20 protein-coding genes and 3 pseudogenes are annotated in these 23,449 nt (G+C 70.8%); 13 read left to right on the top strand and 10 right to left on the bottom strand.

Annotation, left to right across the window (positions count from 1 at the left end; translation table 11 throughout):
* Positions 1–32: 32 nt before the first annotated feature.
* Both AC5DRG_RS09690 and AC5DRG_RS09685 read right to left on the bottom strand, forming a co-directional pair.
* On the bottom strand, positions 33–929 hold the full coding sequence (locus AC5DRG_RS09690; RefSeq protein WP_491809590.1) for a universal stress protein: 897 nt from the start codon (positions 927–929) through the stop codon (positions 33–35).
* 201 nt (positions 930–1,130) lie between these two features.
* Entirely contained in the window at positions 1,131–1,562 is a 432-nt protein-coding gene (locus AC5DRG_RS09685) for a PPOX class F420-dependent oxidoreductase (protein WP_491809589.1), read from the bottom strand.
* A 294-nt stretch (positions 1,563–1,856) separates the two neighbouring features.
* Here AC5DRG_RS09685 and AC5DRG_RS09680 point away from each other — a divergent pair, with 294 nt between their 5' ends.
* From AC5DRG_RS09680 to AC5DRG_RS09670, 3 genes and pseudogenes are all read left to right on the top strand, one after another.
* Complete coding sequence (locus AC5DRG_RS09680) at positions 1,857–2,819, top strand: Acg family FMN-binding oxidoreductase (protein WP_491809588.1); 963 nt, start codon at positions 1,857–1,859, stop codon at positions 2,817–2,819.
* Between the two features lie 256 nt (positions 2,820–3,075).
* Positions 3,076–4,020 (top strand): universal stress protein, encoded by a 945-nt coding sequence (locus tag AC5DRG_RS09675; protein WP_491809587.1) that lies wholly within the window; start codon positions 3,076–3,078, stop codon positions 4,018–4,020.
* 78 nt (positions 4,021–4,098) lie between these two features.
* A pseudogene (locus AC5DRG_RS09670) lies at positions 4,099–4,847 on the top strand (universal stress protein); the annotation flags it as partial.
* Here AC5DRG_RS09670 and AC5DRG_RS09665 read toward each other — a convergent pair.
* The 4 genes and pseudogenes from AC5DRG_RS09665 to AC5DRG_RS09650 all read right to left on the bottom strand — a co-directional run.
* Positions 4,806–5,071, bottom strand: a pseudogene (locus AC5DRG_RS09665) (polyphosphate kinase 2 family protein); the annotation flags it as partial. The pseudogenes AC5DRG_RS09670 and AC5DRG_RS09665 overlap by 42 nt on opposite strands.
* Positions 5,072–5,083: 12 nt before the next feature.
* Entirely contained in the window at positions 5,084–6,103 is a 1,020-nt protein-coding gene (locus AC5DRG_RS09660; RefSeq protein ID WP_491809586.1) for an Acg family FMN-binding oxidoreductase, read from the bottom strand.
* 422 nt (positions 6,104–6,525) lie between these two features.
* A complete protein-coding gene (locus tag AC5DRG_RS09655; RefSeq protein WP_491809585.1) occupies positions 6,526–7,236 on the bottom strand; it encodes a CBS domain-containing protein in 711 nt (236 codons plus the stop codon).
* A 41-nt stretch (positions 7,237–7,277) separates the two neighbouring features.
* A complete protein-coding gene (locus tag AC5DRG_RS09650; RefSeq protein WP_491809584.1) occupies positions 7,278–7,742 on the bottom strand; it encodes a Crp/Fnr family transcriptional regulator in 465 nt (154 codons plus the stop codon).
* Positions 7,743–7,935: 193 nt separating this feature from the next.
* Here AC5DRG_RS09650 and AC5DRG_RS09645 point away from each other — a divergent pair, with 193 nt between their 5' ends.
* The 6 genes and pseudogenes from AC5DRG_RS09645 (at position 7,936) to pflA (ending at position 13,498) form a co-directional block, all read left to right on the top strand.
* Positions 7,936–8,136: a hypothetical protein gene (locus tag AC5DRG_RS09645; RefSeq protein ID WP_491809583.1), complete on the top strand. Its 201-nt coding sequence runs from the start codon at positions 7,936–7,938 to the stop codon at positions 8,134–8,136.
* A 152-nt stretch (positions 8,137–8,288) separates the two neighbouring features.
* A complete protein-coding gene (locus AC5DRG_RS09640; RefSeq protein WP_491809582.1) occupies positions 8,289–9,197 on the top strand; it encodes a universal stress protein in 909 nt (302 codons plus the stop codon).
* 48 nt (positions 9,198–9,245) lie between these two features.
* Positions 9,246–9,412 (top strand): annotated as a pseudogene (locus AC5DRG_RS09635) (ornithine carbamoyltransferase); the annotation flags it as partial.
* Positions 9,413–9,415: 3 nt separating this feature from the next.
* Entirely contained in the window at positions 9,416–10,339 is a 924-nt protein-coding gene (locus AC5DRG_RS09630; protein WP_491809581.1) for a carbamate kinase, read from the top strand.
* 157 nt (positions 10,340–10,496) lie between these two features.
* Entirely contained in the window at positions 10,497–12,755 is a 2,259-nt protein-coding gene (pflB, locus tag AC5DRG_RS09625) for a formate C-acetyltransferase (protein WP_491809580.1), read from the top strand.
* Positions 12,752–13,498 (top strand): pyruvate formate-lyase-activating protein, encoded by a 747-nt coding sequence (pflA, locus tag AC5DRG_RS09620; RefSeq protein WP_491809579.1) that lies wholly within the window; start codon positions 12,752–12,754, stop codon positions 13,496–13,498. Before pflB ends, pflA begins: the two co-directional genes overlap by 4 nt.
* Positions 13,499–14,236: 738 nt before the next feature.
* On the opposite strand, the gene cydB is transcribed toward pflA, so the two are convergent.
* Positions 14,237–15,232 (bottom strand): cytochrome d ubiquinol oxidase subunit II, encoded by a 996-nt coding sequence (gene cydB, locus AC5DRG_RS09615; RefSeq protein ID WP_491809578.1) that lies wholly within the window; start codon positions 15,230–15,232, stop codon positions 14,237–14,239.
* 24 nt (positions 15,233–15,256) lie between these two features.
* Positions 15,257–16,798: a cytochrome ubiquinol oxidase subunit I gene (locus tag AC5DRG_RS09610; RefSeq protein ID WP_491809577.1), complete on the bottom strand. Its 1,542-nt coding sequence runs from the start codon at positions 16,796–16,798 to the stop codon at positions 15,257–15,259.
* Between the two features lie 480 nt (positions 16,799–17,278).
* Here AC5DRG_RS09610 and AC5DRG_RS09605 point away from each other — a divergent pair, with 480 nt between their 5' ends.
* The 3 genes from AC5DRG_RS09605 to AC5DRG_RS09595 all read left to right on the top strand — a co-directional run bounded on the left by AC5DRG_RS09605 (position 17,279) and on the right by AC5DRG_RS09595 (position 21,390).
* Positions 17,279–18,109: a universal stress protein gene (locus tag AC5DRG_RS09605; RefSeq protein ID WP_491809576.1), complete on the top strand. Its 831-nt coding sequence runs from the start codon at positions 17,279–17,281 to the stop codon at positions 18,107–18,109.
* A gap of 127 nt (positions 18,110–18,236) precedes the next feature.
* A complete protein-coding gene (locus AC5DRG_RS09600) occupies positions 18,237–20,621 on the top strand; it encodes a phosphoketolase family protein (RefSeq protein ID WP_491809575.1) in 2,385 nt (794 codons plus the stop codon).
* Positions 20,622–20,763: 142 nt separating this feature from the next.
* Positions 20,764–21,390 carry a hypothetical protein gene (locus AC5DRG_RS09595; protein ID WP_491809574.1) on the top strand — a complete coding sequence of 209 codons (627 nt, stop codon included), beginning with the start codon at positions 20,764–20,766 and terminating at the stop codon, positions 21,388–21,390.
* A 333-nt stretch (positions 21,391–21,723) separates the two neighbouring features.
* Here the strand turns inward: AC5DRG_RS09595 and AC5DRG_RS09590 are convergent, their stop codons facing one another.
* Positions 21,724–22,707 (bottom strand): Acg family FMN-binding oxidoreductase, encoded by a 984-nt coding sequence (locus AC5DRG_RS09590; protein WP_491809573.1) that lies wholly within the window; start codon positions 22,705–22,707, stop codon positions 21,724–21,726.
* A 49-nt stretch (positions 22,708–22,756) separates the two neighbouring features.
* On the opposite strand from AC5DRG_RS09590, the gene AC5DRG_RS09585 reads away from it, so the two are divergent.
* Positions 22,757–23,053: a hypothetical protein gene (locus tag AC5DRG_RS09585; RefSeq protein WP_491809572.1), complete on the top strand. Its 297-nt coding sequence runs from the start codon at positions 22,757–22,759 to the stop codon at positions 23,051–23,053.
* Here AC5DRG_RS09585 and AC5DRG_RS09580 read toward each other — a convergent pair.
* Positions 23,022–23,387 carry a hypothetical protein gene (locus AC5DRG_RS09580; protein ID WP_491809571.1) on the bottom strand — a complete coding sequence of 122 codons (366 nt, stop codon included), beginning with the start codon at positions 23,385–23,387 and terminating at the stop codon, positions 23,022–23,024. The genes AC5DRG_RS09585 and AC5DRG_RS09580 overlap by 32 nt on opposite strands.
* Positions 23,388–23,449 lie beyond the last annotated feature (62 nt).

Here is a 23,449-nt window from a genome sequence, read left to right as displayed (position 1 = left end):
GGTGCCGGCTCGTCCGATCACCCGTTGCTTGGTCAGTGGTGCGGGACCACCGCGACCGGTGCCGTGGCGTGGTGCAGCAGGGCATGGGTGACGGGCCCGATGCGGGCGCCGAGCGGAGTACGGCGGATGCGCCGGCCGACGACGACCAGCGACGCGTCGGCCGCGGCGTCCACCAGGTGGCTGCCCGCGTTCCCGACCGCGGCCTGCTCGACGACCTCGACACCGGGGAACTTCTCGCGCCATGGCGCCAGTACCGCCTCGACGGCGCTCTCCTCCTGGCGGGCCAGTTCGCCGCCCAGCGCTGGATCCGCGGCGAGTCCGTAGGCGAAGTAAGGCGGCAGGTTCGCGCCGTGCACCACGCGCAGCCTCGCCGCACGACGGGCCGCGGCCTCGAACGCGAACGCGATGACCGTGTCGGCGGGCTGCTTGTGATCGAGCCCCAGCACGACGTCCCGGAAAGGCGTGGCGGCGGAAGGGCGGCCGTCTGCGTCCGGCTGGTGCTCGTCCTCGGCGCACGCCCCGGAGCGTACGAGGACGACGGGCCGCTCGGTCTGCGCCACGAGGCCGAGCCCTACCGAGCCGACCAGGAAGCCGGTGACGCCGCTCAGGCCCCGGGAGCCGATGACCAGCGGGTCGGCGTGGCCGGACGCCGCAAGCAGCGCGGTCACGGGCGGCCGCGCAACCTGCTCCGATGTGATCTCCATATCCGGGTGCCGGTTGTGCAGCCGCTCGGTCGCCTCGCGCAGGACGTGGCCGCCCCAGTGCCGGTGCGGAGCGTCGCCGGGCAGCGGCTGGGCGTACGGTTGCCAGTCCCAGGCGTGCACCAAGTGAACGGCGAGGCCCCGCCGTTCCGCTTCGCGCGCGGCCCACTCGGCCGCGGCCAGGCTTTCGGGCGAGCCGTCCAGTCCGACGATCACGGTACGGGGCATGGCGAGGACCTCCTTGGGGTGGATGGGGGCCTTGTGCGGCCCGTTGACACGGTGTCAGCCGAGCGGCCGCGCCAGCAGGGCCGAGTGGCCCGCTGCCCGGTGTCGTACGGCCCTGATGATCGGGATTGTCGGGCGGGACCCGAGCGGACCGGATCTGCTGGTGCGGTGTTCCCGCCCCCCCTTTGACGGGTTGGGCAAAACCTAGTCGCGAGGCGGGGCCTCGTGGACCGACCGCCGCGACGGGTACCACTCCTTGCCGACCGGGCGACCGGCCATGTTCCAACTCCAGGAGACCGTCGGCGTGATGCGCATGTAGAGGCCTGGGCCGACCATCCCCACGCGCTCGACCGGCTCTTCGGCACGGCCGTAGACCCGTACGCCTCGGGCGACGAACGGATCGAGGGACACCAGATCGTCGATGACGAGGGCCACCTCGTGGTTGCCTGCCCGGACGTTGCGGAACTTGCGGGTCCCGGCGACCGCGGAGCCGGTCCCGCCGACCCAGAAGTACGTGCCGTCGTACTCGAAGGCGAGGGGGACGACATCGGGCTGCCGGCCGTCGGGAGACAGCGTCGCGACGCGGGCGAGCGGCTGGGACCGCATGTAGGCGATCTCTTCATCGGTGAACGACATGACATCCTCCGGGCCTACGCGTGAAGGGGACTTCCACCTTCCATACGACATGCATTCCTCCCGGCCGGCACCGATCCGACGCGTCTGAACGTGCACCCCGACGGCCGGTCCCGGCGCGCCAGGGCTGCCCTCGGGCCCTGGCCACGCATCTCTCGTCGTCGGCTCGATCGGTGTCGTCCTGCGGGCCGTATGAGGCCACATGGCCCGCGATGGCGGGCCGGTCAACCCTCCCCCGGAGCGGGACGGTGGCCGAGGGTTGACGGAACGGGGGACGAACCGTGTGGAGGAGCCGTCATGCAGATCCGGGAAATCGACGCTACGGCCGTTCAGGCCCTGATGTCCGCGGCGGTGGCCGCGCCGTCGATCCACAACACGCAGCCCTGGCGGTTCGGCCTGGATCCGGACAGCCGGTCGATCGAGGTCCGCGCCGACCGCAGGAGGCCCCTGCCGATGGCCGATCCGGACCTGCGGGCCCAGCACCTGTCGGTGGGCGCCGCCGTCTTCAACCTTCGTGTGGCCGCGGCGCATCTGGGCTGGAATCCCGTCGTACGACTGCTGCCCGCCCCGAACGACCCCGACCTGCTGGCCACCGTGCAACTGACGGCTGTGCCCGCCGCCGACGGGCAACCGTCCTTCCACGACCTGTATGAGGCGGTCCAGCGGCGTCACACCAGCCGGATGCCCTTCACCGGCCGCCCGGTGCCGGACCCGATCGTCACGGAGATGATCAGCGCCGCCCGGGCCGAGGGCGCGCACCTGGACGTCCCCGACATCCTGGGGACCAGGCGCCTGCTGCGCCTGACCCAGACGGCCGAGGCCCGCACCGCCGGCCATCCGGCCCGCACCGCCGAGGTGCACACCTGGATCACTCTCCCGCGAGCCGACACCCCCTACGGCATCCCCTTGACCGCCCTGGGCCCCCGGGACGCGTCCGGACGGATGCCGATGCGGGACTTCACCGGCCCGCTGCCCGCACCGCATCTGCCCGCCCTGCGCTTCGAACGCCACGCTCAGGTGGCCCTGCTGTGGACCCTGCGCGACCGGAGGGAGGACTGGCTGCGGGCGGGCCAGGCCCTGGAGCACGTGCTGCTCACGGCGACCGTGCACGGAGTGCGTACCTCGATGCTGCACCAGGCGATGGAGTGGCCAGACCTGCGGGCGGCGATGGACGGATCGGGGCGGCGGTGCTGCCCGCAGCTGCTGATCCGGTTCGGGTACGGCCCGGACGGCCACCGCACGCCGCGTGCGTCCGCGTAGCCCATGACTCGTCCCGCCCAGGGCAGCGGCCGGTGACCTCCAGTGTGGGGACCGAGCAGGCGGACTGACTCTTTCTCAGCGGCTCGCACCCCCACGGACTGGCTGCCCAACGGACCCTGGGAAGGGGGCCGTTACCCCCAGCCCGCGCCTGCTACCCACAGGGCCCACCGGCCCCGGTTGGGGACCTGCGGCCCCTCCTCCGGCACCACCGCCACCACCACGCTGGAATCAAATCCCCGTTGAGGAGGCAGAAACCATGGTCCGCAGTGTTGTCGTAGGTCTCGATGGCTCGGCCGAGAGCCGTGCCGCCGCCGAGTGGGCGGCCCGTGAGGCGAAGCGGCGCTTCCTTCAGGTCAAGCTGGTCCACGTCTGGGAGGCGGTCCCCGCGCCCATGGCCCTGGCGCCGTTCCTCGGCGCCGAGACGCAGCTGCAGTGGAGCGAGCGAAGCGAGGCGGGGGTACCCCCGGCCGAAGGCTGGGGGAGCATCCCGCGCGAGGCGGCCGAAGAGCTCCGTCTGCGTCACCCCGGTCTGGACGTGACGGTGGAGCAGGTCCCCGGCCGGCCCGCCGAGGTGCTGCCCGAGGCGGCGAAGGACGCAGAGCTGCTGGTCCTCGGCTCCCGAGGGGTGAGCGGCATCGGAGGATTCCTCGTCGGCTCCGTGGGCCAGGCCGTCGTGGCGCACGCCGAGCAGCCGGTGGTTCTCGTGCGGGCGGGGGAGCAGGCCGTGGACGGGCATGCGATGGATCCGTCCGGCATCCCGTTCGCTGGGGACCCGTTCGGGCCCGTCGTCCTCGGGCTCGACACCGACAGCCCCGACGACACGCTGCTGACCTTCGCCTTTGAGGCGGCCGCCCGTCGTGTCACACCCCTGCGAGTCGTCCACGCCTGGACCCTGCCGCCGTACTTCGCCTACGGCCTGCCCGCCGACCCCGAGCTCAACGCCTTGCTGGGCAAGCAGGACGCTGTCGCACTGGCCGGGGTGCTGCACCGCTGGAAGGAGAAGTACCCGGCCGTCAAGGTCGTCGAGGAGTCCCGCTCCGGCAATCCCGCCATCCAACTGATCGACGCCTCCCGCGAGGCATCCCTGGTCGTCGTGGGCCGCCGGATCCGCCGTAGCCCGCTCGGCGCGCATATCGGCCCCGTCACGCACGCCGTCCTGCACCACGCCACCGCCCCCGTCGCCGTCGTCGCGCACGACTGACGCATCCTCACGCATGGAGCATTGGTCAAGGACACGGCAGAGCTTCCCTTGGTGGTGGGCGTGGACGGCTAGCCGAGCCTGCGGGCCGTGGACTGGGCGGCCGACGAGGCCGTCCTGCGCGGCGTGCCGCTGCGGCTGGTCCACGCCTGCCGGTGGGAGCTTGCCCACGACCTCGGCAAGCCGTCCGCGCAGGTGTTGCCCCAGGACCTGGTCGGTGACTCCGCCCGGCGCGCCCGCTCCCGGCAGCCCGGTGTGAGGGTGTCCACCGACGTGGTGTTCGAGGAGCCCGAGTACGCCCTCGTGCACGAGCGACGGCGTGCCTCCGCGCTGGTGGTGGGCTCTCGGGGCCGCGGTGGCATCACCGAACTGCTGCTCGGCTCGGTGAGCCTGACCGTGGCCGCCCACGCCCACTGCCCGGTGATCGTGCCGCGCGGCAGCCATGACAACCAGGTGACGCCCGCTGTCCGCGGACGCGTCGTCGTGGGCGTCGGCGAACACCCGGAGCCGTCGGCGGCCGTGCGCTTCGCCTTCGAGGAGGCGCGGCGGCGTGGGGGCCCCTGGAGGCCGTACGGGCTTGGCGGCGCCCCGCACACGAGAGCACTGACCATCCGCTGCTGGCCGTCGAGTCCGCCCGCCTGCACGAGGAACAGGCCGCCCAGACGCTGGAGGCGGCGCTGCGCGACGCCCCCGAGGACGTGGAAGTGCGCCGGCGCACCGTCGAGGGCCACGCCCGCAAGGTGCTCCTGGACGCCTCGCACGAGGCACAGCAGGTGGGCGATCATGTTCAGCCGGCGCCGCAAGCGCTCCTGCTGCTCAACATTGCTCACCGAGAACCAGTACTTGCGCAGGAAGAGTTGGCACTCCTCCTTGGTGCAGAAGCCAATCCGGGCGACACGCGGGTTGAGATGCTCGGCGACCCGTTTGATGGTGCCGCACTTGCCCGCCGCGTCCCGGCCCTCGAAGACGACGGCCAGACGGGCGCCCACACCTGCAGCTTCACCAACTCCGTCTGCAGGCGTAGCAGTTCCCTCTCGTACGTCTTGCGCGGCAGTGTCGCCGCCTCCTAGGCCACTCGATCACCGCTCCCGTGGCGCACTGCCTTGGGTGGGCCCGCGCCCAGTGCCAGTTCCGCTGTCCTGCGCGGGGAAGGCAGTCCCTCCGGCCCGTACCCGAGGCGGAGCACCATCTGGGCGTGAGCGCGCCGGTCGCCATCGGCCCGTCCGAGCTGGTCGCGCAGGTCGGGCCACTCCAGTGCCTGGTGCAGCAGGGACGCCCGTGCGCCGTGCGCGGTGGCCACCAGCAGGACGCGTTCGAGTGCCTGGCCGGCGCGCAGCCAGTCGGCCCGCCGGTCGTGCAGCGTGGACAGCACCATGAGGGACGGCCGTGTCTCGAAAGGCAGGGCGGCCAGCACGGCCGGGTGCCGATGGGCGCCGAAGTCCCGCATGGGGATCCGGTCCCGGAAGTCCTGTGGGCCCAGTGTCTCGGGCGGCATGCCGAGGGCCGCGTCGTTCGGTTCGTGCACCCAGCGGCGGCTCTCCGCGGCCCTGTCGGGGTCGGCCGTGTTGCGACGCTCAGCCTCTCGGGTGAGCTGCAGCAGGCGGTCGGTCTCGGCCGGTCCAGGACGACTCAACAGGGCGCCTTCGGCGTGCGCGGCCTCGGCGAGCTCGGCCAGGACGGGGGTGGGCAGCGGCCGTTCGGAGTACGGGAAGCGGCTGCTGTGCCGGTGCCACAGCGCGTCGTACAGGTGCGGTGTGGAGGAGGAGGCGGTGGTGCCGCCGAGCCGCACGGTCGCGAGGAGGTTCGGCTCGTCGGGCCGGGGCAGCAGCCGGGTCACCGGCTCCCTGCCGAAGTGAGCCACCGCCACTCGGAGGTTGAGCACCGCGCAACCCACGGAGAGGTGCAGGGCGCGTCCGGTCGGATCGATGTGGCGCAGCCCGCGGTCCGCCGCGGCACGGATCTCCAGCGTGGCGCTGTCCGGGGCCAGTCGGAACCGCCAGGGCTGCGTGTTGTGGATCGAGGGGGCAGCTATGGCCGCGGAGACCAGGTCCTCCAGGGTCGGGACAGCGAGAACCGCAGAACGCATCAGGAACACCTCCCCGCCCTACGCCGACGGGTCGGCGGGGCTTGTCGTGAGCAGAAGCCAGCCTGGCGCCCAGGCCAGTGGCCGCAGGAGGGGTCGTACGGCCCTATCCGGTTCCGAACGGCCCGAGTTCATTGCGCGGGATCACCTGACCCGTGCCGTTCGGAGCCGGCCGCATCAGGGCCGACCGGCCCTACTGGCGTCTGGAATGCGCCCTGACCGGCCCTCCCATCGCGGACTGGTGGTACATCCCGTCGACAGTGCGAATGTGAAGGCCGGCGCCAAGGTCGGCACCGCGATGTCGGTGTGGACAGACGGACACGAGCAGCTGGTGTCCGCTCCGAAAGGCCCGGCGGCTCGTTCTCCCGTCGTGGCTCTGGTTGTCTCTGGAGGCGGTCTCCTGAGGCTTGTTCACTCGCTGTGGGTCATGACGGTGACGCGTTCTCGCTCTCGCTGTGATCTGACGGGGCAGTGGCCGACTCGGAGGAACCGCTGTGCTCGGCGAGGTCGAACTCCACGTTGACGACGCCCTCGATGGCCCGGACCAGACGTGCGGCCACGGGCACCAGGGACGTGTCCCGGATGCGGCCGCTGAGCGTCACGACTCCGTCCCGCACCGCCACGCGTACGGCTGACGTCGGCGCGGGGAAGAGGTAGGACACCACCTCCCGGCGGACCTCCTCCGCGATCTCCTCGTCCTCGCGCAGGAACACCTTGAGCAGGTCGGCGCGGCTGACGATGCCCTGCAGCATGCCCAGTTCGTCGACGACGGGCAGGCGTTTGACCCTCGCGTGAGCCATGGTCCGCGCGGCCTGCGCGAGCGTCGCGTCCGCATGGACCGTGAGGGCCGGAGAGGTCATCAGCTCGCCCGCGGTGACCGCGCCGGCCTTCGCCAGGTCGGACAGGCGCCGCAGCTGGGTGTACCGGTCGGGGTCGCTGTCGCGGAACTCCTCCTTGGGCAGCAGGTCGGCCTCCGACACGACCCCGACGACGCGGCCCTCGCCCTCCAGGACGGGCAGGGCGCTGACCTTCCAGTCCTGCATCATCCGCACGATCTCCTTGAAGGCGGCCTCGCGGCCGATGGCGGCGACGGTCTCGCTCATTACGTCGCTCACGATGTGCGGGCTGCCGTGCATGAGTCCTCCTTGGTCGCTGTCGCTTCGACTCGTCGGCGCGGTCACAGGAGGCTGCCGCTGCCGTGAGGGGCGTACAGGTCAAGCAGCCGGGTCCGGGCCGAGCGCAGGCGGTGGGCGAGGACGCCACCCACCCACTGGGCGACGCTCGAGCCGAGCGCGGGGTCGTCGTTGCACATCGAGCGGATCGTGGCGGCGTCGAACTCGTAGGCACGCACCGGACTGGTCGCCTCGGCACCCAGGTGCCAGGTGTGTGGGGCGAACAGCCAGGACCAGCCGATGAGTTCGTTGTGTCCGAGGGTCTCGATGACGGCCGCGCGATGGCCGGGTACGTGCATGTCGAGGGCGACGGTGCCGGTACGGATGATCCAGAACCGATCCGCCTTGCCGCCTTCCTCGAAGAGGCGTGTGCCCTGCGGGAACGACACTTCCCGAGCGAAGCGCATCAGCCTATGCCGGTGCTCGGCGGGCAGCGCCCGCAGCATGCTGGCTGTGGCGGGAGCGTTCATGACGTGCCTCCGATCCGGGCGTACGTACCTGTCACGTCCAGCGTGTGCCCATGCCCCGTAGCGGGCCATGGGCCACCAGGCCCCATGGCCGGGCCGCCCGGTACCCGGTGAGAGCCCTTGGGCCCCCTGTGCCGGAACGGGCCCTGCGGTTCGATGAAGCCGGGAGACAACCCATTCGAAGGGGGTGTTCATCGTGGGTACGTCACTGACCCCGGAGTTCTGGAGGCTGTTCGCCGTCCTCCTGGTGATCTCCATGGCGGTCACCTTCGTGCTCAGCGCCGCGCTCGACTCGCTGGTGCTACGGGCACAGCGGCGCCACGTTCGTCGTCGGCCGACGGCCACGCGGACGACCGAGGCGTCCCACCGACCCGATCGGACTCTGATTCGTCGCTGAGTGGATGTCGGCATCCGTGCGAGTCCTTTGCGGGCTGGAGTGGGGCCGAAAGGGTCCATGAGGGGTCTGTACGGCCCCTGCGTACAAGGCCGTTCCTGCACGACGCTCGAACCGGAAGTGCACAACAGGCTCGGACGTAGGAGGTAGGCAGCATGCTTCGGCAGGTCACCGCAGGAGTTGACGGTTCCCCCGAGAGTCTCGCGGCCGCGCAGTGGGCGGCCAGGGAGGCCCTGCGGCGCGGAGCCTCGTTGAGGCTGGTGCACGCGTGGCAGTGGCATCCCCGCCCGGCCTCCTCCGTACCGGCGGACGCGAGTGAGGGCGATTGGGCCGAGCGGACCCTGGACCAGGCGGTCATGAGCGTCCGTGCGGCGCACCCCGGGCTGCGGGTCGTCGACCAGTTGGTGTCCGGCTCCGCGGTCGCCGCCCTGCTCGCGGCGGCCGAGGAGTCGGAGTCGCTGGTGCTCGGCTCCCGCGGACTCGGCGGTATCGCGGGCTTCCTGGTCGGGTCCGTGTCCCAGCGCGTCGTCGCCAGGTCCCCGCAGCCCGTAGTGCTCGTGCGTGCGGGTGAGAGCGCCGCCGACGAGCACCTTCCCACGCCCGACGGTGTCTCGCCGGAGGAGATCCCCGAGACCCCGTACCGCGATGTCGTCCTCGGGCTGGACACCCGGCGTCCCTGCGACGAACTGATCGAGTTCGCCTTCGAAGCCGCCCACCGCTACGGCGCCGCACTGCACGTGATCCATGCCTTCAGCGTTCCGTCGGCCGACGGCGCCGACCTGCACGCGGTCACAGGCTCCGGGCCGGAGCTTCTCGCGGCACAGGAACGAACCGTCGTCGCGGCGCTGCGTCCGTGGTGCGAGAAGTTCCCCGAGACCTCCGTGACCGAGACCGTCTCCGAAGGAAGGGCGGCCACCGCGCTGGTGCGCGCGTCGTCCGGAGCCTCCCTCGTCGTGGTGGGACGCCGCATACGGGACGGCCACCTCGGCACGCACATCGGGCCCGTGACTCACGCGGCGCTGCACCATGTCGGCTGCCCCGTCGCCGTCGTACCGCACGCCTGAACCGGCTCTCCAGGAGCTTCCATCGGTTCCCGGCACCAGTCGGCGCCTCACGATCACCGCACCCGCCTGGACCGGGAACTGCTCGACACCCACGGCCTCGACGGGCCGGAGGTCACCAACGAGGTCTTCCCCCGCCCACCTGCACCGTCTTCGACCAGGCGGAGAACCGGTTGCACACCATCAAGGCCGTGCTGGTCGCCACACTGGAGGACTGAACCGTGCGCATCGTCATCGCCCTCGGCGGCAACGCCCTGCTGCGCCGGGGTGATCGCCCCGACGCAGCCGTACAGCAGGCGAACATCGACCGGGTGGCCACCGCCGTCGCCGCCCTCGCCCTCGAACACGAGGTCGTCATCACCCATGGCAACGAGCCGCAGATCGGTCTGCTCGCCATGGAGAGCGCGGCCGACCCGGTCCTGACCGCCCCCTATCCGCTGGACCTGCTCGGCGCCCAGACCGAGGGCCTGATCGGCTCGCTGCTCGTCCGGACCCTGCACGACGCGCTGCCCGGCCGCAAGATCACCGCACTCGTCACCCACACCCTGGTACGGCCCGACGATCCGGCCTTCGCGCGGCCCACGAAGCGCGTCGGCCCCGTCTACCCCCGCGACGTCGCCCGCTCCCTCGCGCGAAGGCGGGGCTGGCACATCGCCAAGGACGCCACCGGGTGGCGCCAGGTCGTCGCCTCCCCCTCGCCCGAGGGGATCGTGGAGACCGAGGCCATCCATGACCTGCTCACCTGCGGCGCGCTGGTCATCTGCGCCGGCGGCGGAGGCGTTCCCGTCACCGCCGACAGCGACACCGGCGCGCTGCACGGAGTGGACGCGGTCGTCGACAAGGACCTCACTGCGGCCCTCCTCGCCGAGGACCTCAAGGCCGACTTCCTGCTCATCCTCACCGACGTCCCGTGCGTCTACGACGGCTATGGCACCCACGACCCGCAGCCCGTCCTGGACGCCACTCCGGACGACCTGCGCCGCGGTGGCTACCCCGACGGCTCCATGGGCCCCAAGACGGAGGCCGCAGCCCGGTTCGTCGAACGCACCGGTGGCCTGGCCGCGATCGGCGCCCTCGACGCGGCGTACGAGATCGTCCACGGCAGGTCGGGGACGCTAGTGCGTCCCGATCTGTCGATCGGCTGAGTCGGTCCGGGCGGGGCTGGTGGGCCGAACGGCCCCATGGCCCGGGGACGGATGGCGCCGTTCGCAGGCCCTGTCCGGCACTGCCCGTGAGCACAGCGGAAGACGAGCATCTGCAGTGAGAGACGCACGTGTGACAACAGGGAGAGGACATCCGGCGATGACCGCAACGGTGACAGCTGGCAGCCGAGGGGCCGAGGCATGGCGTGGTTTCGCCGGGACACTCTGGCGTGACCGTGTCGACGTACGTGACTTCATCCAGGCCAACTACACGCCGTATGAAGGGGATTCGGGGTTCCTGGTCGGTCCGACGGAGCGGACCCTGGCGGTCTGGGGCAAGGTCAGTGTTCACTTCCCCGAGGAGCGGCGCAAGGGAGTCTTCGATGTCGACCCGGGCACCCCGTCCACCATCACCTCGCACCGGCCGGGTTTCATCGACCGCGACCGGGAGTTGATCGTGGGCTTGCAGACCGATGCCCCGCTGCGGCGGGCGATCATGCCGGGTGGCGGGCTGCGGATGGTGGAGAACAGTCTGGAGGCGTACGGCTACCAGGCGGATCCCTTCGTCACGCGTGTCTTCGGGACGTATCGCAAGACCCACAACGACGGTGTCTTCGACGCGTACACCCCTGAGATGCGGGCCGCGCGCAGGGCCGGGATCATCACCGGTCTGCCGGATGCCTACGGTCGTGGCCGGATCATCGGGGACTACCGGCGGGTCGCGCTGTACGGTACCGACCGGCTGGTGGAGGCCAAGCGGGCCGAGCGTGCTGTGCTGGATGGGCGGCTTTCGAGCCCGGATGTCATCCGGGACCGTGAGGAACTGGCCGAGCAGATACGGGCGTTGGGTGAACTGGGCCGGATGGCCGCCTCGTATGGCTGCGATGTCAGCCGGCCCGCCGCCACCGCCCATGAGGCGGTGCAGTGGCTCTACCTCGGTTTCCTGGCGGCGGTGAAGGAGCAGAACGGTGCCGCGATGTCGCTGGGGCGCACCTCCACGTTCCTGGATGTCTATCTCCAGCGGGATCTGGCGGAGGGTGTCATCGACGAGAGGCGGGCGCAGGAGCTCATCGACGACTTTGTGATCAAGCTGCGGATCGTGCGGTTCCTGCGCACCCCGGAGTACGACGCGCTGTTCTCCGGTGATCCGACCTGGGTGACGGAGTCCATCGGCGGTATCGGCGGTGACGGGCGCACGCTGGTCACCCGCACGTCGTTCCGCTTCCTGCAGACGCTCTACAACCTCGGCCCGGCCCCGGAACCCAACCTGACCGTGCTGTGGTCGCCTCGACTGCCTTCCGCCTTCAAGGAGTTCTGTGCCCGGGTGTCCATCGACACCAGCGCCGTGCAGTACGAGTCCGACGACCTGTTGCGGCCGCGGACCGGCGATGACACCGCGATCGCGTGCTGTGTGTCGGCGATGACGGTGGGCCGGCAGATGCAGTTCTTCGGGGCGCGGGTGAACCTGGCCAAGGCGCTGCTGTATGCGGTCAACGGCGGCCGGGACGAGATGACCGGTGAACAGGTCGCGCCCCAGGCCCGCGCCCTGTCCGGCGAGTACCTGGAGTACGGGGAGCTGTCGGCCGCGTACGACCGGATGCTGGACTGGCTGGCGCAGACGTATGTGAACACCCTCAACGTCATCCACTACATGCACGACAAGTACGCCTACGAGCGCATCGAGATGGCGCTGCACAACCACCCGGTGTACCGCTACATGGCCTGCGGCATCGCCGGACTGTCGGTGGCCGCGGACAGCCTCTCGGCCGTCAAGTACGCCCGGGTGAAGGTGGTCCGGGACGACACCGGACTGGCTGTGGACTACGAGACCGAGGGCGACTTCCCGGCGTTCGGCAACAACGACGACCGTGTCGATTCCATCGCGGCCGGCCTGGTGAAGTCCTTCATGTCCAAGGTCCGCCGCCACCCCGCCTACCGGGACGCCGAACACACCCAGTCGGTGCTGACGATCACTTCGAACGTCGTCTACGGCAAGCACACCGGCAACACCCCCGACGGCCGGCGCGCCGGGGAGCCCTTCGCGCCCGGCGCCAACCCGATGAACGGCCGTGACCGGCACGGGGTCGCCGCCAGCGCGCTGTCGGTCGCGAAACTGCCCTACGAGCAGGCCCGTGACGGCATCTCACTGACCACGACGATCACTCCCGAGGGGCTGGGGCACCACCCGGAGGAGCGGCCGGGCCACCTGGTCGGCATCCTCGACGCCTACATGGCCTCCGGCGGCTTCCACATGAACGTCAACGTCCTGGACCGGGCGACGCTGGAGGACGCCATGGACCACCCCGACAAGTACCCGGAGCTGACCATCCGGGTGTCCGGTTACGCCGTCAACTTCGTCCGGCTGACCCGCGAGCAGCAGCTCGACGTGATCAGCCGTACCTTCCACGGATCGCTGTGAGCACCACGGTCGCGCCGGTGACGGGCCGGATCCACTCCTGGGACCTGTCCACCGGCGTGGACGGTCCCGGGACGCGGTTCGTTCTCTTCCTCAGCGGTTGTCCGCTGCGCTGCCTGTACTGCGCCAACCCCGACACCTGGCACATGCGCGACGGTCGGGAGGTCACGGCCGGCGAGGCGATGGCGGAGATCGACACGTACCGGGCCTTCGTCACCACCGCCGGGGGAGGGGTCACCATCACCGGCGGGGAACCGCTGCTCCAGCCCGCCTTCACCGCCGCCGTGCTGCGCCGCTGCAAGGAGGCCGGACTGCACACCGCCCTGGACACCTCCGGCTTCCTCGGCGCCCGCGCCACCGACCGACTCCTCGCCGACACCGACCTGGTCCTCCTGGACATCAAGTCCTTCGACATCACCACCTATCGGGAGCTGACCGGCGGCGAACTCGCCCCCACCCTCAACTTCGCCACCCGCCTGGACCGACTCGGGATCCCCGTGTGGATCCGCTACGTCCTGGTCCCCGGCTGGACCGATGACGAGGCCTCCGTCGACGGCCTGGGCGCGTTCCTCGCCGGCCTGCGTAACGTCGACCGCGTCGACATCCTGCCCTTCCACAAACTCGGCGCCGCGAAGTACGACTCCCTCGGCATCCCCTTCGCGCTGCGTGACACTCCCGTACCGGACCCGGACCTCATCGAGCGGGTGCGCGAGCAGTTCCGGGCGCACGGCCTGCGGGCCGTGTGACAGAGCGGGCGGCGGCGCGCGGGGAGACGTCGCCCGAGCACTCCGGCGGGAACGCCGCCACCAGCACGGTGGTCACGACTGGCGTGCGTCACCAACCGGACAACGGCGATGGCGGTGTCCGACGGTGCGTCGGCGGCGGCTGCGGTCCGGGTGTGGTTGTCGTGCCGGTGTGGCCGGACGTTGGCAAGGTGGACTGGTTTCAGCGACTCGCCTGCCCGGTCCCAGGTGGGTAGCCGTTCCGACGCGGACTGCTCAAGGGCAATCCGCAGGAGCGGGACCTGCGGCCACTCAGCGAGGAGATCACGGAAGCGCACCGCGTCGTCATGCGAGACATCGTGCGTGCCACCGCGATCACCGAGCGGACCTGCCCCACCCCCTTCGCGGTGTTCGCGGGACAGACGGACAACATTGTTCCGCCCGCGTCGGCGCAGGATGTCTTCCCGGACGTCTCTGTGCTTCCTGGGGACCACAACGGGATCATCCGCTCCGACGCGCGCGAGCACCTGTGCTACGCGGCCCTGCGACGCCATCTCCTCCTTTGTTTCTCGGACCGGCCACCCAGCGACGCCCCGGCGAGCGCTCCGACGGGTCTGGCGCTGGCCCCGGAGCCTTGGTCTGCTCCGGGCCTGGACCCGATCCCCAAGGGCGCGGAAGCAGTGTCCGCGACGGTCCTCAGGGGCACCCGCCCGCTCTATGGCGGTCATGTCGGGCTGTGGAACGGTACGGCTTCATCGGCTCTCAGGCCGGGATGTGCTCGACACCGATGCGCTTGCGGAACACCCAGTACGTCCAGCCCTGGTAGAGCAGCACCACCGGCGTCATGATCGCCGCCACCCAGGTCATGACCTTCAGCGTGTACGCCGACGAGGAGGCGTTGCTCACCGTCAGACTCCATGCCGTGTTCAGGCTGGACGGCATCACGTCCGGGTAGAGCGCGAGGAAGAGCATCGAGACCGCCCCGGCGACGGTGACGCCGGAGAGGGCGAACGCCCAGCCTTCGCGGGCCCGTTGGTTCGCGGCGAGAGCGCCGAGCAGCGCGACCACGGTGAGGACGAGCGCGACGAGGCTGCGGACATTGCCACCGCTGCCCTGGGTCCACAGCAGGAAGACCAGCGCGAGCCCGGCGGTGGCGAGGCCCGCCCGGCCGGCCAGCGCCCGGGCCCGGTCGTGGATGTCGCCGCGCGTCTTGAGCGCCGAGAAGACCGCGCCGTGGAAGGTGAACAGGGCGAGCGTGACGAGGCCGCCGAGGAGGGCGTACGGGTTGAGCAGGTCGAACACTGTACCGGCGTACTCGCCCTCGGCGTCGATCTTCACGCCGTGGACGATGTTCGCGAAGGCCACGCCCCACAGGAACGCGGGCAGCAGGGAGGTCCAGAACAGGGCGTGTTCCCAGTTGCGCTTCCACTGCGCGTCGTCGCGCTTGCCGCGGTACTCGAAGGCGACGACACGGACGATCAGGCAGACCAGGATGGCCAGCAACGGCAGGTAGAAGCCGCTGAACAGGGTGGCGTACCAGACCGGGAACGCGGCGAAGGTGGCACCGCCGGCGGTGAGCAGCCACACCTCGTTGCCGTCCCACACCGGGCCTACGGTGTTGATGAGCACCCGGCGCTCGGCCTCGTCGCGGGCGAGCAGCTTGGTGAGGATGCCGATCCCGAAGTCGAAGCCCTCCAGGAAGAAGTAGCCGATCCACAGGACGGCGATCAGGGCGAACCAGACGTCGTGCAGCTCCATGATCCGTTCTTTCTCGTCAGGCCGTCAGTAGGCGAAGGTCATCGGGCGGTCGGTGTCCTCGTCGGCGGTCGGGCCGCGCAGTGAGGGGACCTCCGGTGGCGGCAGTTCGTCGACGGGGCCGGCCTTGGCGTACTTGACGAGCAGCCGCACCTCGACGACGGCCAGTACGGCGTACAGGGCGGTGAAGACGCTCAGTGAGGTGATCTGCTCGGCGACGGAGACGCCCGGCGAGACCGCGTCGGCGGTGGTCATCAGCCCGTACACGCTCCAGGGCTGGCGGCCCATCTCCGTGAAGATCCAGCCGAAGGAGTTGGCGACCAGCGGGAAGCCCATGGTGAGGACCGCGAACCGCCAGGCCCAGGTGTTCAGGGTCGGGCCCAGCCCACGGTTCGGGGTGAGCATCAGCAGCGGGACCTCGACCTCGTCGCGCCGCCTGTCGGCGGCCAGCCACCGCTTCTTCCGGGTCAGCCACAGCCCGGCGAGGCCGATCACGAAGGAGGCCATGCCGAAGCCGATCATCCAGCGGAACGACCAATAGGCGGTGGGGATACTGGGCTTGTAGTCGTCGGCGAGATCGCCGTACTTCGCCTTCTCCAGCGCCTCGACGGTGCTGATGCCGGGCACCGCCGAGGTGAAGTCGCCCTTGGCGAGATAGGACAGCAGCCCGGGTATCTCGACCTCGACGGTGTTGCGGCCCTCGTCGACATCGCCGTACGCGAAGAGGGAGAAGGGGGCCGACTCCTCCGTCTCCCAGAGGGCTTCGGCGGCGGCCATCTTCATGGGCTGCTGCTCGTACATCACCTTGGCGAGCGCATCGCCGCTGAGCGCCGTGCCGAGACCGGCGATGACGACCGTGACCAGGCCGAGGCGCAGCGACGTACGCATGGCGGCGATCCGGCCGGGGGTGTCCGGCTTCGCGGCCTTCGACGCTCGGCGCAGCTGGTACGCGGCGATGCCGACGATGAACGCGCCACCGGTGAGGAAGGCCGCGGTGAGGGTGTGAAAGACGACGACCAGGGTGGTCTTCTGGAAGAGCACGGCCGCGATGTCGTTCAACTCGGCGCGACCGGTGACCTTGTTGACCTCGTAGCCGACCGGGTGCTGCATCCAGGAGTTGGCGGCCAGGATGAAGTACGCCGACAGGAACGTGCCGATCGCCACCAGCCAGATGCAGGCCAGGTGGATCTTCCGCGGCAGCTTGTCCCAGCCGAAGATCCACAGGCCGATGAAGGTCGACTCGAAGAAGAACGCGAGCAGCGCCTCCATGGCGAGCGGGGCGCCGAAGACGTCACCGACGAACTTCGAGTAGGCCGACCAGTTCATGCCGAACTGGAACTCCTGCACGATGCCGGTGGCCACGCCCATCGCGACGTTGATCAGGAAGAGCTTGCCCCAGAAGCGGGTTGCCTTGAAGTACTTGTCCTTGCCCGTGCGCACCCAGGCGGTCTGCAGCCCCGCGACGAGGAAGGCCAGGCTGATGGTGAGCGGGACGAACAGGAAGTGGTAGACGGTCGTGATGCCGAACTGCCATCGGGCCACGGTCTCCTGAGCCAGCGCCAGCTCCACGGCGGGCCTCCTCGTGTACGGGGTTGCGCGCACCCCGGGTTCGGTGGGCGGCAGGGGAAAGGCCGGACCGGCCACGGAGGTCGCCGGCCCGTGGACGACACCCTCGCGGGCGGGCGTGCCGCCAGGACAGCGCCGTACGGTCCTGCCACTGGGGCCGAACGGACCACAGTCCCGGCTCTTCTCCGGGCCCAATGGCACTGCGGGGCTCACGGCTCCGGAGCGGAATCCCCGCCGTCGCCGCCTCTCCCGGCTCTCTGCTCCCTGCCGCGCCCGAGGCCGTTCGGCCCTCCGACAAGGGGCGCTCGGCGCGTCGGCAGGTGCTCACGGCCCCTGCCCCGCGAGTCCGCCGACGACGAGCATCGTCCACGGAGCCACCGTGGGAACCAGTCGAGCCGACCGGCGGCCAACTCGCCACCGTCCTCGGCCTTTTCCCGCCGAACACCCCGCGCACCCGAGCACGGAACAGAAGGGAACTGCACCATGACGCTCCACTACGTGGCCGTCGGAGTGGACGGCTCGCTGGTCGCCGTACGGGCGTTGGACCGGGCCGCGGACGAGGCGGCGCTCCGCGGCGCGGCGCTGCACATCGTGTACGCCGTGCCGGACCGTGACGAGGCCGGGCCGGTTCTGGCGTCGGCCGCCTCCCGGGTCCGAGAGCGTCACCCCGGCCTGCCGGTGGTGGCGTCGGCCGCGGAGGGCGGCGCCGTGGACGCGCTGGCGCGCGAGAGTGAAGGCGCCGCGCTCACCGTCGTCGGCACCCGCGGACTGGGCGGGCTCACCGGTCTGCTGCTCGGTTCGGTGAGTGTGCGTCTAGCCGCGCACGCGCACAGTCCGCTGCTGGTGGTACGCGGTGACCATCCGTGCGGGGACGGTGGCGAGGTGCTGCTCGGCCTGGCCGACGACACCGACGCGGACGTGGCTGCCTACGCCTTCCAGGAGGCGGAGCGGCGCGGCGCCCGACTGCGCGTCCTGCACTCCTGGACCCACCGGCACATCACCCCCGAGCTACCCTCACCCGTGCCCGCGACGAGCCCGGGACAGCGCCAACTCGCCCAGCAGGACCGGACCGAGGAGGCCGTGCCGCGATTCGCCATGGCCCGGCTGCGGCAGCAGCACCCCGAGGTCGGAATCGAGACCCGCACGGTCCGCACCGACCCGGCGCAGGCACTGCTGGAGGCCACCCGCGAGGCCGACGTCGTCGTCATCGGCGCCCACCGCCGCACCAGCCGGCTCGGCCCGCAGCTGGGGCCGGTCGCGCACACCCTGGTGCACCGCTCCCACTGCCCGGTGGTCGTCGTGCCGAGCGGGTGAACGGCACCACGCGATCCGAGGGATGCCCCGGTAGGCCCTGTCGGGTACCCGCTGGGCGGGCGGAGAGTGGGGAGGTGCGGACCGGCAGGTACGCCGGCCCATGCCCCGACCCGGAAGGGAATCCCCTATGTCCGTCGACACGCAGCAGGCGCCCGCCCGGCTCACGGACGACGAGCTGAGGACGCTGGACGCCCACTGGCGCGCCGCGAACTACCTGTCCGTGGGCCAGATCTACCTCATGTCCAACCCGCTGCTGACCGAGCCGCTGCGCCCGGAGCACGTCAAGCCGCGGCTGCTCGGCCACTGGGGCACGTCCCCGGGCCTGAACCTGGTCCACACTCACCTCAACCGCGTCATCAAGGCCCGAGGCCAGAACGCCCTGTGCATCTGGGGGCCTGGACACGGCGGTCCCGCTGTCGTGGCCAACTCCTGGCTGGAGGGTTCGTACTCGGAGACATATCCGGACATCAGCCGGGACGCCGACGGCATGGCGCGCCTCTTCAAGCAGTTCTCGTTCCCCGGCGGGATCCCCAGCCACGTCGCGCCCGAGACGCCGGGCTCGATCCACGAGGGTGGCGAGCTGGGCTACTCGCTCTCGCACGCGTACGGGGCCGCCCTCGACAACCCTGACCTCCTCGTCGCCTGCGTGATCGGCGACGGCGAGGCGGAGACCGGGCCGCTGGCTGCCTCCTGGCACTCCAACAAATTCCTCGACCCGGTCCACGACGGGGCGGTCCTGCCGATCCTGCACCTGAACGGCTACAAGATCGCGAACCCGACGGTCCTGGCCCGGCTGCCCGAGTCCGAACTCGACGACCTGCTGCGCGGATACGGCCACTCCCCGATCCACGTCACCGGCGACGACCCGATGACCGTGCACCGGGCGATGGCCGCCGCCATGGACGACGCCCTGGACCGGATCGAGTTCATGCAGCGCACCGCACGCGAGGACGGCGTCGCTGAACGGGCTCACTGGCCGGTGATCGTGTTGCGCACCCCGAAGGGCTGGACGGGGCCCGCCGAGGTCGACGGTCTCCCCGTGGAGGGCACCTGGCGCGCCCACCAGGTCCCGTTGGCCGCTGTCCGCGACAACCCCGAGCACTTGCGACAGCTGGAGACCTGGCTGCGCTCGTACAAGCCCGAGGAACTCTTCGACGAGCACGGCCGCCCCCGCGAGCAGGTGCTGGCCTGCGTTCCCGAGGGCGCCAGGCGCCTGGGCGCCACCCCGCACGCCAACGGCGGGCTGCTGCTGCGCGAGTTGCCCCTGCCGGAGCTGGACCGGTACGCCGTTCCGGTCGACAAGCCCGGCGCGACGCTGCACGAGCCCACCCGGGTCCTCGGCGATCTGCTGGAGCACGTCATGCACGACACCAGCGGCCGCCGCGACTTCCGTCTCGTCGGCCCGGACGAGACCGCCTCCAACCGGCTCCAGGCCGTCTTCGACGCCAGCGGCAAGGCCTGGCAGGCCCAGCACCTTCCGGTCGACGAGCACCTGGACCGGCACGGCCGGGTGATGGAGATCCTCTCCGAACACACCTGCCAGGGCTGGCTGGAGGGCTACCTCCTCACCGGCCGGCACGGACTCTTCTCCTGCTACGAGGCCTTCGTCCACATCGTCGACTCGATGGTGAACCAGCACATCAAGTGGCTGCGCGTCACCCGCCGACTGCCCTGGCGCGCGCCGATCGCCTCCCTCAACTACCTGCTGACCTCGCACGTCTGGCGCCAGGACCACAACGGCTTCTCCCACCAGGACCCCGGCTTCGTCGACCACGTCCTCAACAAGAGCCCGGAAGTCGTACGGGTCTATCTGCCGCCGGACGCCAACACCCTCCTGTCCGTCGCCGACCACGTGCTGCGCAGCCGCGACTACGTCAACGTCGTGGTCGCCGGTAAGCAGCCCTGCTTCGACTGGCTCACCATGGACCAGGCCCGCGCCCACTGCGCGCGGGGCGCCGGGATCTGGGAGTGGGCCGGTACGGAGAACGGCGAACGGGAGCCGGACGTCGTACTCGCCGCCGCCGGCGACGTCCCCACCCAGGAGGTGCTGGCCGCCGCACAGCTGCTGCGCACCCATCTGCCGGAGCTGGTCGTCCGGGTCGTCAACGTCGTCGACCTGGCCAGGTTGCTGCCGCGTGAGGAACACCCGCACGGCATGAGCGACTTCGAGTACGACGGCCTGTTCACCCGCGACAAGCCGGTGATCTTCGCCTACCACGGCTACCCGTGGCTGATCCACCGCCTCGCGTACCGACGGGTCGGCCATGCGAATCTCCACGTACGTGGCTACAAGGAGATCGGGACCACGACCACGCCGTTCGACATGGTGGTCCGCAACGACCTCGACCGCTACCGCCTCGTCATGGACGTCATCGACCGCGTCCCGGGCCTGGCCGTACGGGCGGCCCCCGTACGGCAGTTGATGGAGGACACCCGGCTGCGCCACCACGACTGGATCCGTGAACACGGTGTCGATCTCCCCGAGGTCGCCGACTGGACCTGGGACGGCTGAACGGACCCGCAGAGACGGGACGTTCGGCCCAGTTCTCCGGGCCTCGCAGCCCCTCCGAACTCCCTTGGCGGAGCGGGACATTGGAGACGCAAGGAGAGTTGTCGATACCCCGCGCGTCACCCCCTTGGAAGGGATGAGCATCATGGCAGTCCACAACCACCCGCAACGGCACCCGGGATTCCACTTCCCGTCCCTGCGCAGGACCGGGACGGCGGCACCGGCGTCCGCCGACACGACCACCGCGGCGGCGACGGCGACCCGCGCGTACGTCTTCGCCGGGCTCCGCGTCCTGACCGGGTTCGTCTTCCTGTGGGCGTTCCTGGACAAGACCTTCGGCTTCGGCTACGCGACCCAGTCCGGCAACGGCTGGATCGACGGTGGCTCGCCGACCAAGGGCTTCCTCAGCGGCGTGGCCGTCGGGCCGATGGAGTCCACCCTCCAAGGCTGGGCGGGCGACACCTGGGCGGACTGGCTGTTCATGCTCGGTCTGCTGGGCATCGGCCTCGCCGTCACCGCCGGCATCGGGCTGCGGCTCGCGGCCGTCGCCGGGACCGCGATGATGGCGCTGATGTGGATCGCCGAGTGGCCGCCCGCCAAGCACCTGTCCGACGGTGCGGCGAGCATGTCGACGAACCCGTTCGTCGACTACCACCTCATCTACGCCGTCGTCCTGATCGCCCTCGCGGCGGCGGGGGCCGGCGCCACCTGGGGCCTGGGCAAGGTCTGGGCGCGGCTGCCGTTCGTCAGCCGCAACCGCTGGCTGCTCTGAAACAGTCGGCCCGGACCGGGGCGCCACCGCGATACGCGGCGGCGCCCCGCTTTCGTGGTGTCGCGGAAGAGGACGGGCCGATCGGCGTCGGCTCGGGGCCGAGCGGCCCTACGGCGTTGTGGGGCACCGGCAGTGCCCGGTGGTTGCGCGGAAACGCCGCCTCGCAGGTCAGGTAGCGGACACATGTCTCGGCGCGCGACACCGGTCCCCGCTCAAACTGGCCGCATCCGCCTGGGCGGTGATGCCTCGGCCACCGGCGGGCCTTGCCGGTGAGCACGGCCAGGGCCACCACCGCGCCCCAGACCCCGATGTCGCCGTACCCGATGCTCCACCTCACCCCGCCGAGAGCAGGGATGTGGCGGACCGTCGGGGGAGCGGGCGGTCCCCTGCGGCGTGGCCGAGGCGCAGGATCATCTGGGGGAACTGGCCGCTGGGTATGGCCGCCCGCACTTCCGCGCGCAGGCGCGGCAGTTCCAGGGGCTGGGTGTGGAAGGCGGCCGCGACCCCGTGGGCAGTGGCGTACAGCAGGACGCGCTGGAGGGCCTGCCCGGCGCGCAGCCAGTCATGACGGGAGTCCTGCTGCGTGGTGATGAGGGCAACCAGGCCGGTTCTGGTGGGCCACACCGCCGGTGGGGACGGCATGGTGCGGGCGATGCCGAGGTAGTCGCGGTCCGGGAGAGCGGTGCAGTCCGGGTGGTAGGGGCAGACCTCCAGAGGCACGCCGTCTCGGCGGTCGCCGTGGGACGCACGCGTCCAGGAGGCCAGTTCGGCGATGTGTCCGGGATGGGACCGCTGCACGCGTTCGGCGGTGCGGACCAGGTCCGCGAGGCGAGCCCGCTCGCTCCGGGAGTCCACGGTGTGCAGCTCGGCTCCCTCGGCGTCGGCGTGGTCGCGCAGCTCGTCGATCAACGGCTGCGCGAGCGGCGAGGACTGGAACGGCCCGCGGTGCGTGCGCCGCTGCCGTACGGCGCGGAACATCAGCTCCTCGTCGTTGCCCGGTGGCACGTACGACCCCCAGCTGACGCGTGCGAGGTGGACCGGATTCCATGGGTCGGGGAAGGAACGTACGACGGGCAGGAAGCCCAGGTGCCGCATCGCGAGCCGCACGTTGAAGAGGGCCGCGCCGCCGCTGATGACCATCTCCCGCCCGTCCGGATCGGCGAGCGGGAGCCGGCGCGCGGGATCCGCGTACAGGTCGAGCTGCGCCTCCCGGCCGACGAACTGCCACGGCTGGGTGTTGAACAGCGAGGGAGCGGTGATGCCCGCTCGCACCAAGTAGTTGGCCGCGTGATCGACACGTGTGTGGGTCGCGTACATGGCAGGTACCGCCGTTCGCCGCCGCCCGGTTGGGCACGCTGTTTCCGGTGTGCATCTCAACGGTCCACGTACGCCACCTGCGAGAGCAGGGGCCGGACGTCCCCCGGCGAGGGCCGTACGGCCCGCCTTCGTCACCGCCGTCGACATCGAGCCGGACACGCTGGGCATGGCCCACCGGCTGGGGGCGGACAAGATCGTCAACACTCGTACGCACGACCCCGTTGCCGAGATCAAGGCCGCGGTCGGCGCCGACATGGCCGTCGCGCAGGTCCTCCGGATGGTGCGCCGGTCAAGAGCCGGTTCGTTGAGCGTGGTCAACGCCGGAGACGGTGCCGGCGGGCGCTGAAGGGTGTGCGGTGCGGCGGGACTTCGGCGGCCTCCACGGTCAGGGTGTCATGCGCGAGCTCCATGCCGTCCCGCACGGTCACCAGGACGGAGTGCGTCTCGCCCACGCTTCCAAGACGCCCGGTGACCGTCACCTTGTGGCCGGTCACCGTGACGTGCAGGCCTGATCCGGCGGGTGCGGACGCACTGACGCTGTGCCACGGTCCCGCGGGCCACACGGTCACGGACGAAGTGAACTCCTCTCCGGCCGCGACCTCGATCTGCGACGGAGTGAGGATCATGAAGCCTTTCAGGTGCCATGATCCGTTGCTGAGGGGTGTCTGTTTGCCGGTCATGCCGTCAGCGTGCGCCGATACCGCAGGTTCGGGGAGATGACGACGGGGCCGCGCAGGAGGGC

The organism is Streptomyces sp. JLBG701, assembly GCF_058544905.1.
The sequence above is the reverse complement of the archived record's forward strand: the minus strand, read 5'-3'. Positions and strand labels throughout refer to the sequence as shown.

Excerpts from the sequence above, each read along its gene's own strand:
- AC5DRG_RS09680 (WP_491809588.1), top strand. The coding sequence starts at position 1,857 with ATGCAGATCCGGGAAATCGACGCTACGGCCGTTCAGGCCCTGATGTCC.
- AC5DRG_RS09675 (WP_491809587.1), top strand. The coding sequence starts at position 3,076 with ATGGTCCGCAGTGTTGTCGTAGGTCTCGATGGCTCGGCCGAGAGCCGT.
- AC5DRG_RS09685 (WP_491809589.1), bottom strand. The coding sequence starts at position 1,562 with ATGTCGTTCACCGATGAAGAGATCGCCTACATGCGGTCCCAGCCGCTC.
- AC5DRG_RS09590 (WP_491809573.1), bottom strand. The coding sequence starts at position 22,707 with ATGTACGCGACCCACACACGTGTCGATCACGCGGCCAACTACTTGGTG.
- AC5DRG_RS09640 (WP_491809582.1), top strand. The coding sequence starts at position 8,289 with ATGCTTCGGCAGGTCACCGCAGGAGTTGACGGTTCCCCCGAGAGTCTC.
- AC5DRG_RS09605 (WP_491809576.1), top strand. The coding sequence starts at position 17,279 with ATGACGCTCCACTACGTGGCCGTCGGAGTGGACGGCTCGCTGGTCGCC.
- pflB (WP_491809580.1), top strand. The coding sequence starts at position 10,497 with ATGACCGCAACGGTGACAGCTGGCAGCCGAGGGGCCGAGGCATGGCGT.
- AC5DRG_RS09650 (WP_491809584.1), bottom strand. The coding sequence starts at position 7,742 with ATGAACGCTCCCGCCACAGCCAGCATGCTGCGGGCGCTGCCCGCCGAG.
- AC5DRG_RS09580 (WP_491809571.1), bottom strand. The coding sequence starts at position 23,387 with ATGACCGGCAAACAGACACCCCTCAGCAACGGATCATGGCACCTGAAA.
- AC5DRG_RS09595 (WP_491809574.1), top strand. The coding sequence starts at position 20,764 with ATGGCAGTCCACAACCACCCGCAACGGCACCCGGGATTCCACTTCCCG.
- AC5DRG_RS09600 (WP_491809575.1), top strand. The coding sequence starts at position 18,237 with ATGTCCGTCGACACGCAGCAGGCGCCCGCCCGGCTCACGGACGACGAG.
- AC5DRG_RS09660 (WP_491809586.1), bottom strand. The coding sequence starts at position 6,103 with ATGCGTTCTGCGGTTCTCGCTGTCCCGACCCTGGAGGACCTGGTCTCC.
- AC5DRG_RS09655 (WP_491809585.1), bottom strand. The coding sequence starts at position 7,236 with ATGCACGGCAGCCCGCACATCGTGAGCGACGTAATGAGCGAGACCGTC.
- cydB (WP_491809578.1), bottom strand. The coding sequence starts at position 15,232 with ATGGAGCTGCACGACGTCTGGTTCGCCCTGATCGCCGTCCTGTGGATC.
- AC5DRG_RS09690 (WP_491809590.1), bottom strand. The coding sequence starts at position 929 with ATGCCCCGTACCGTGATCGTCGGACTGGACGGCTCGCCCGAAAGCCTG.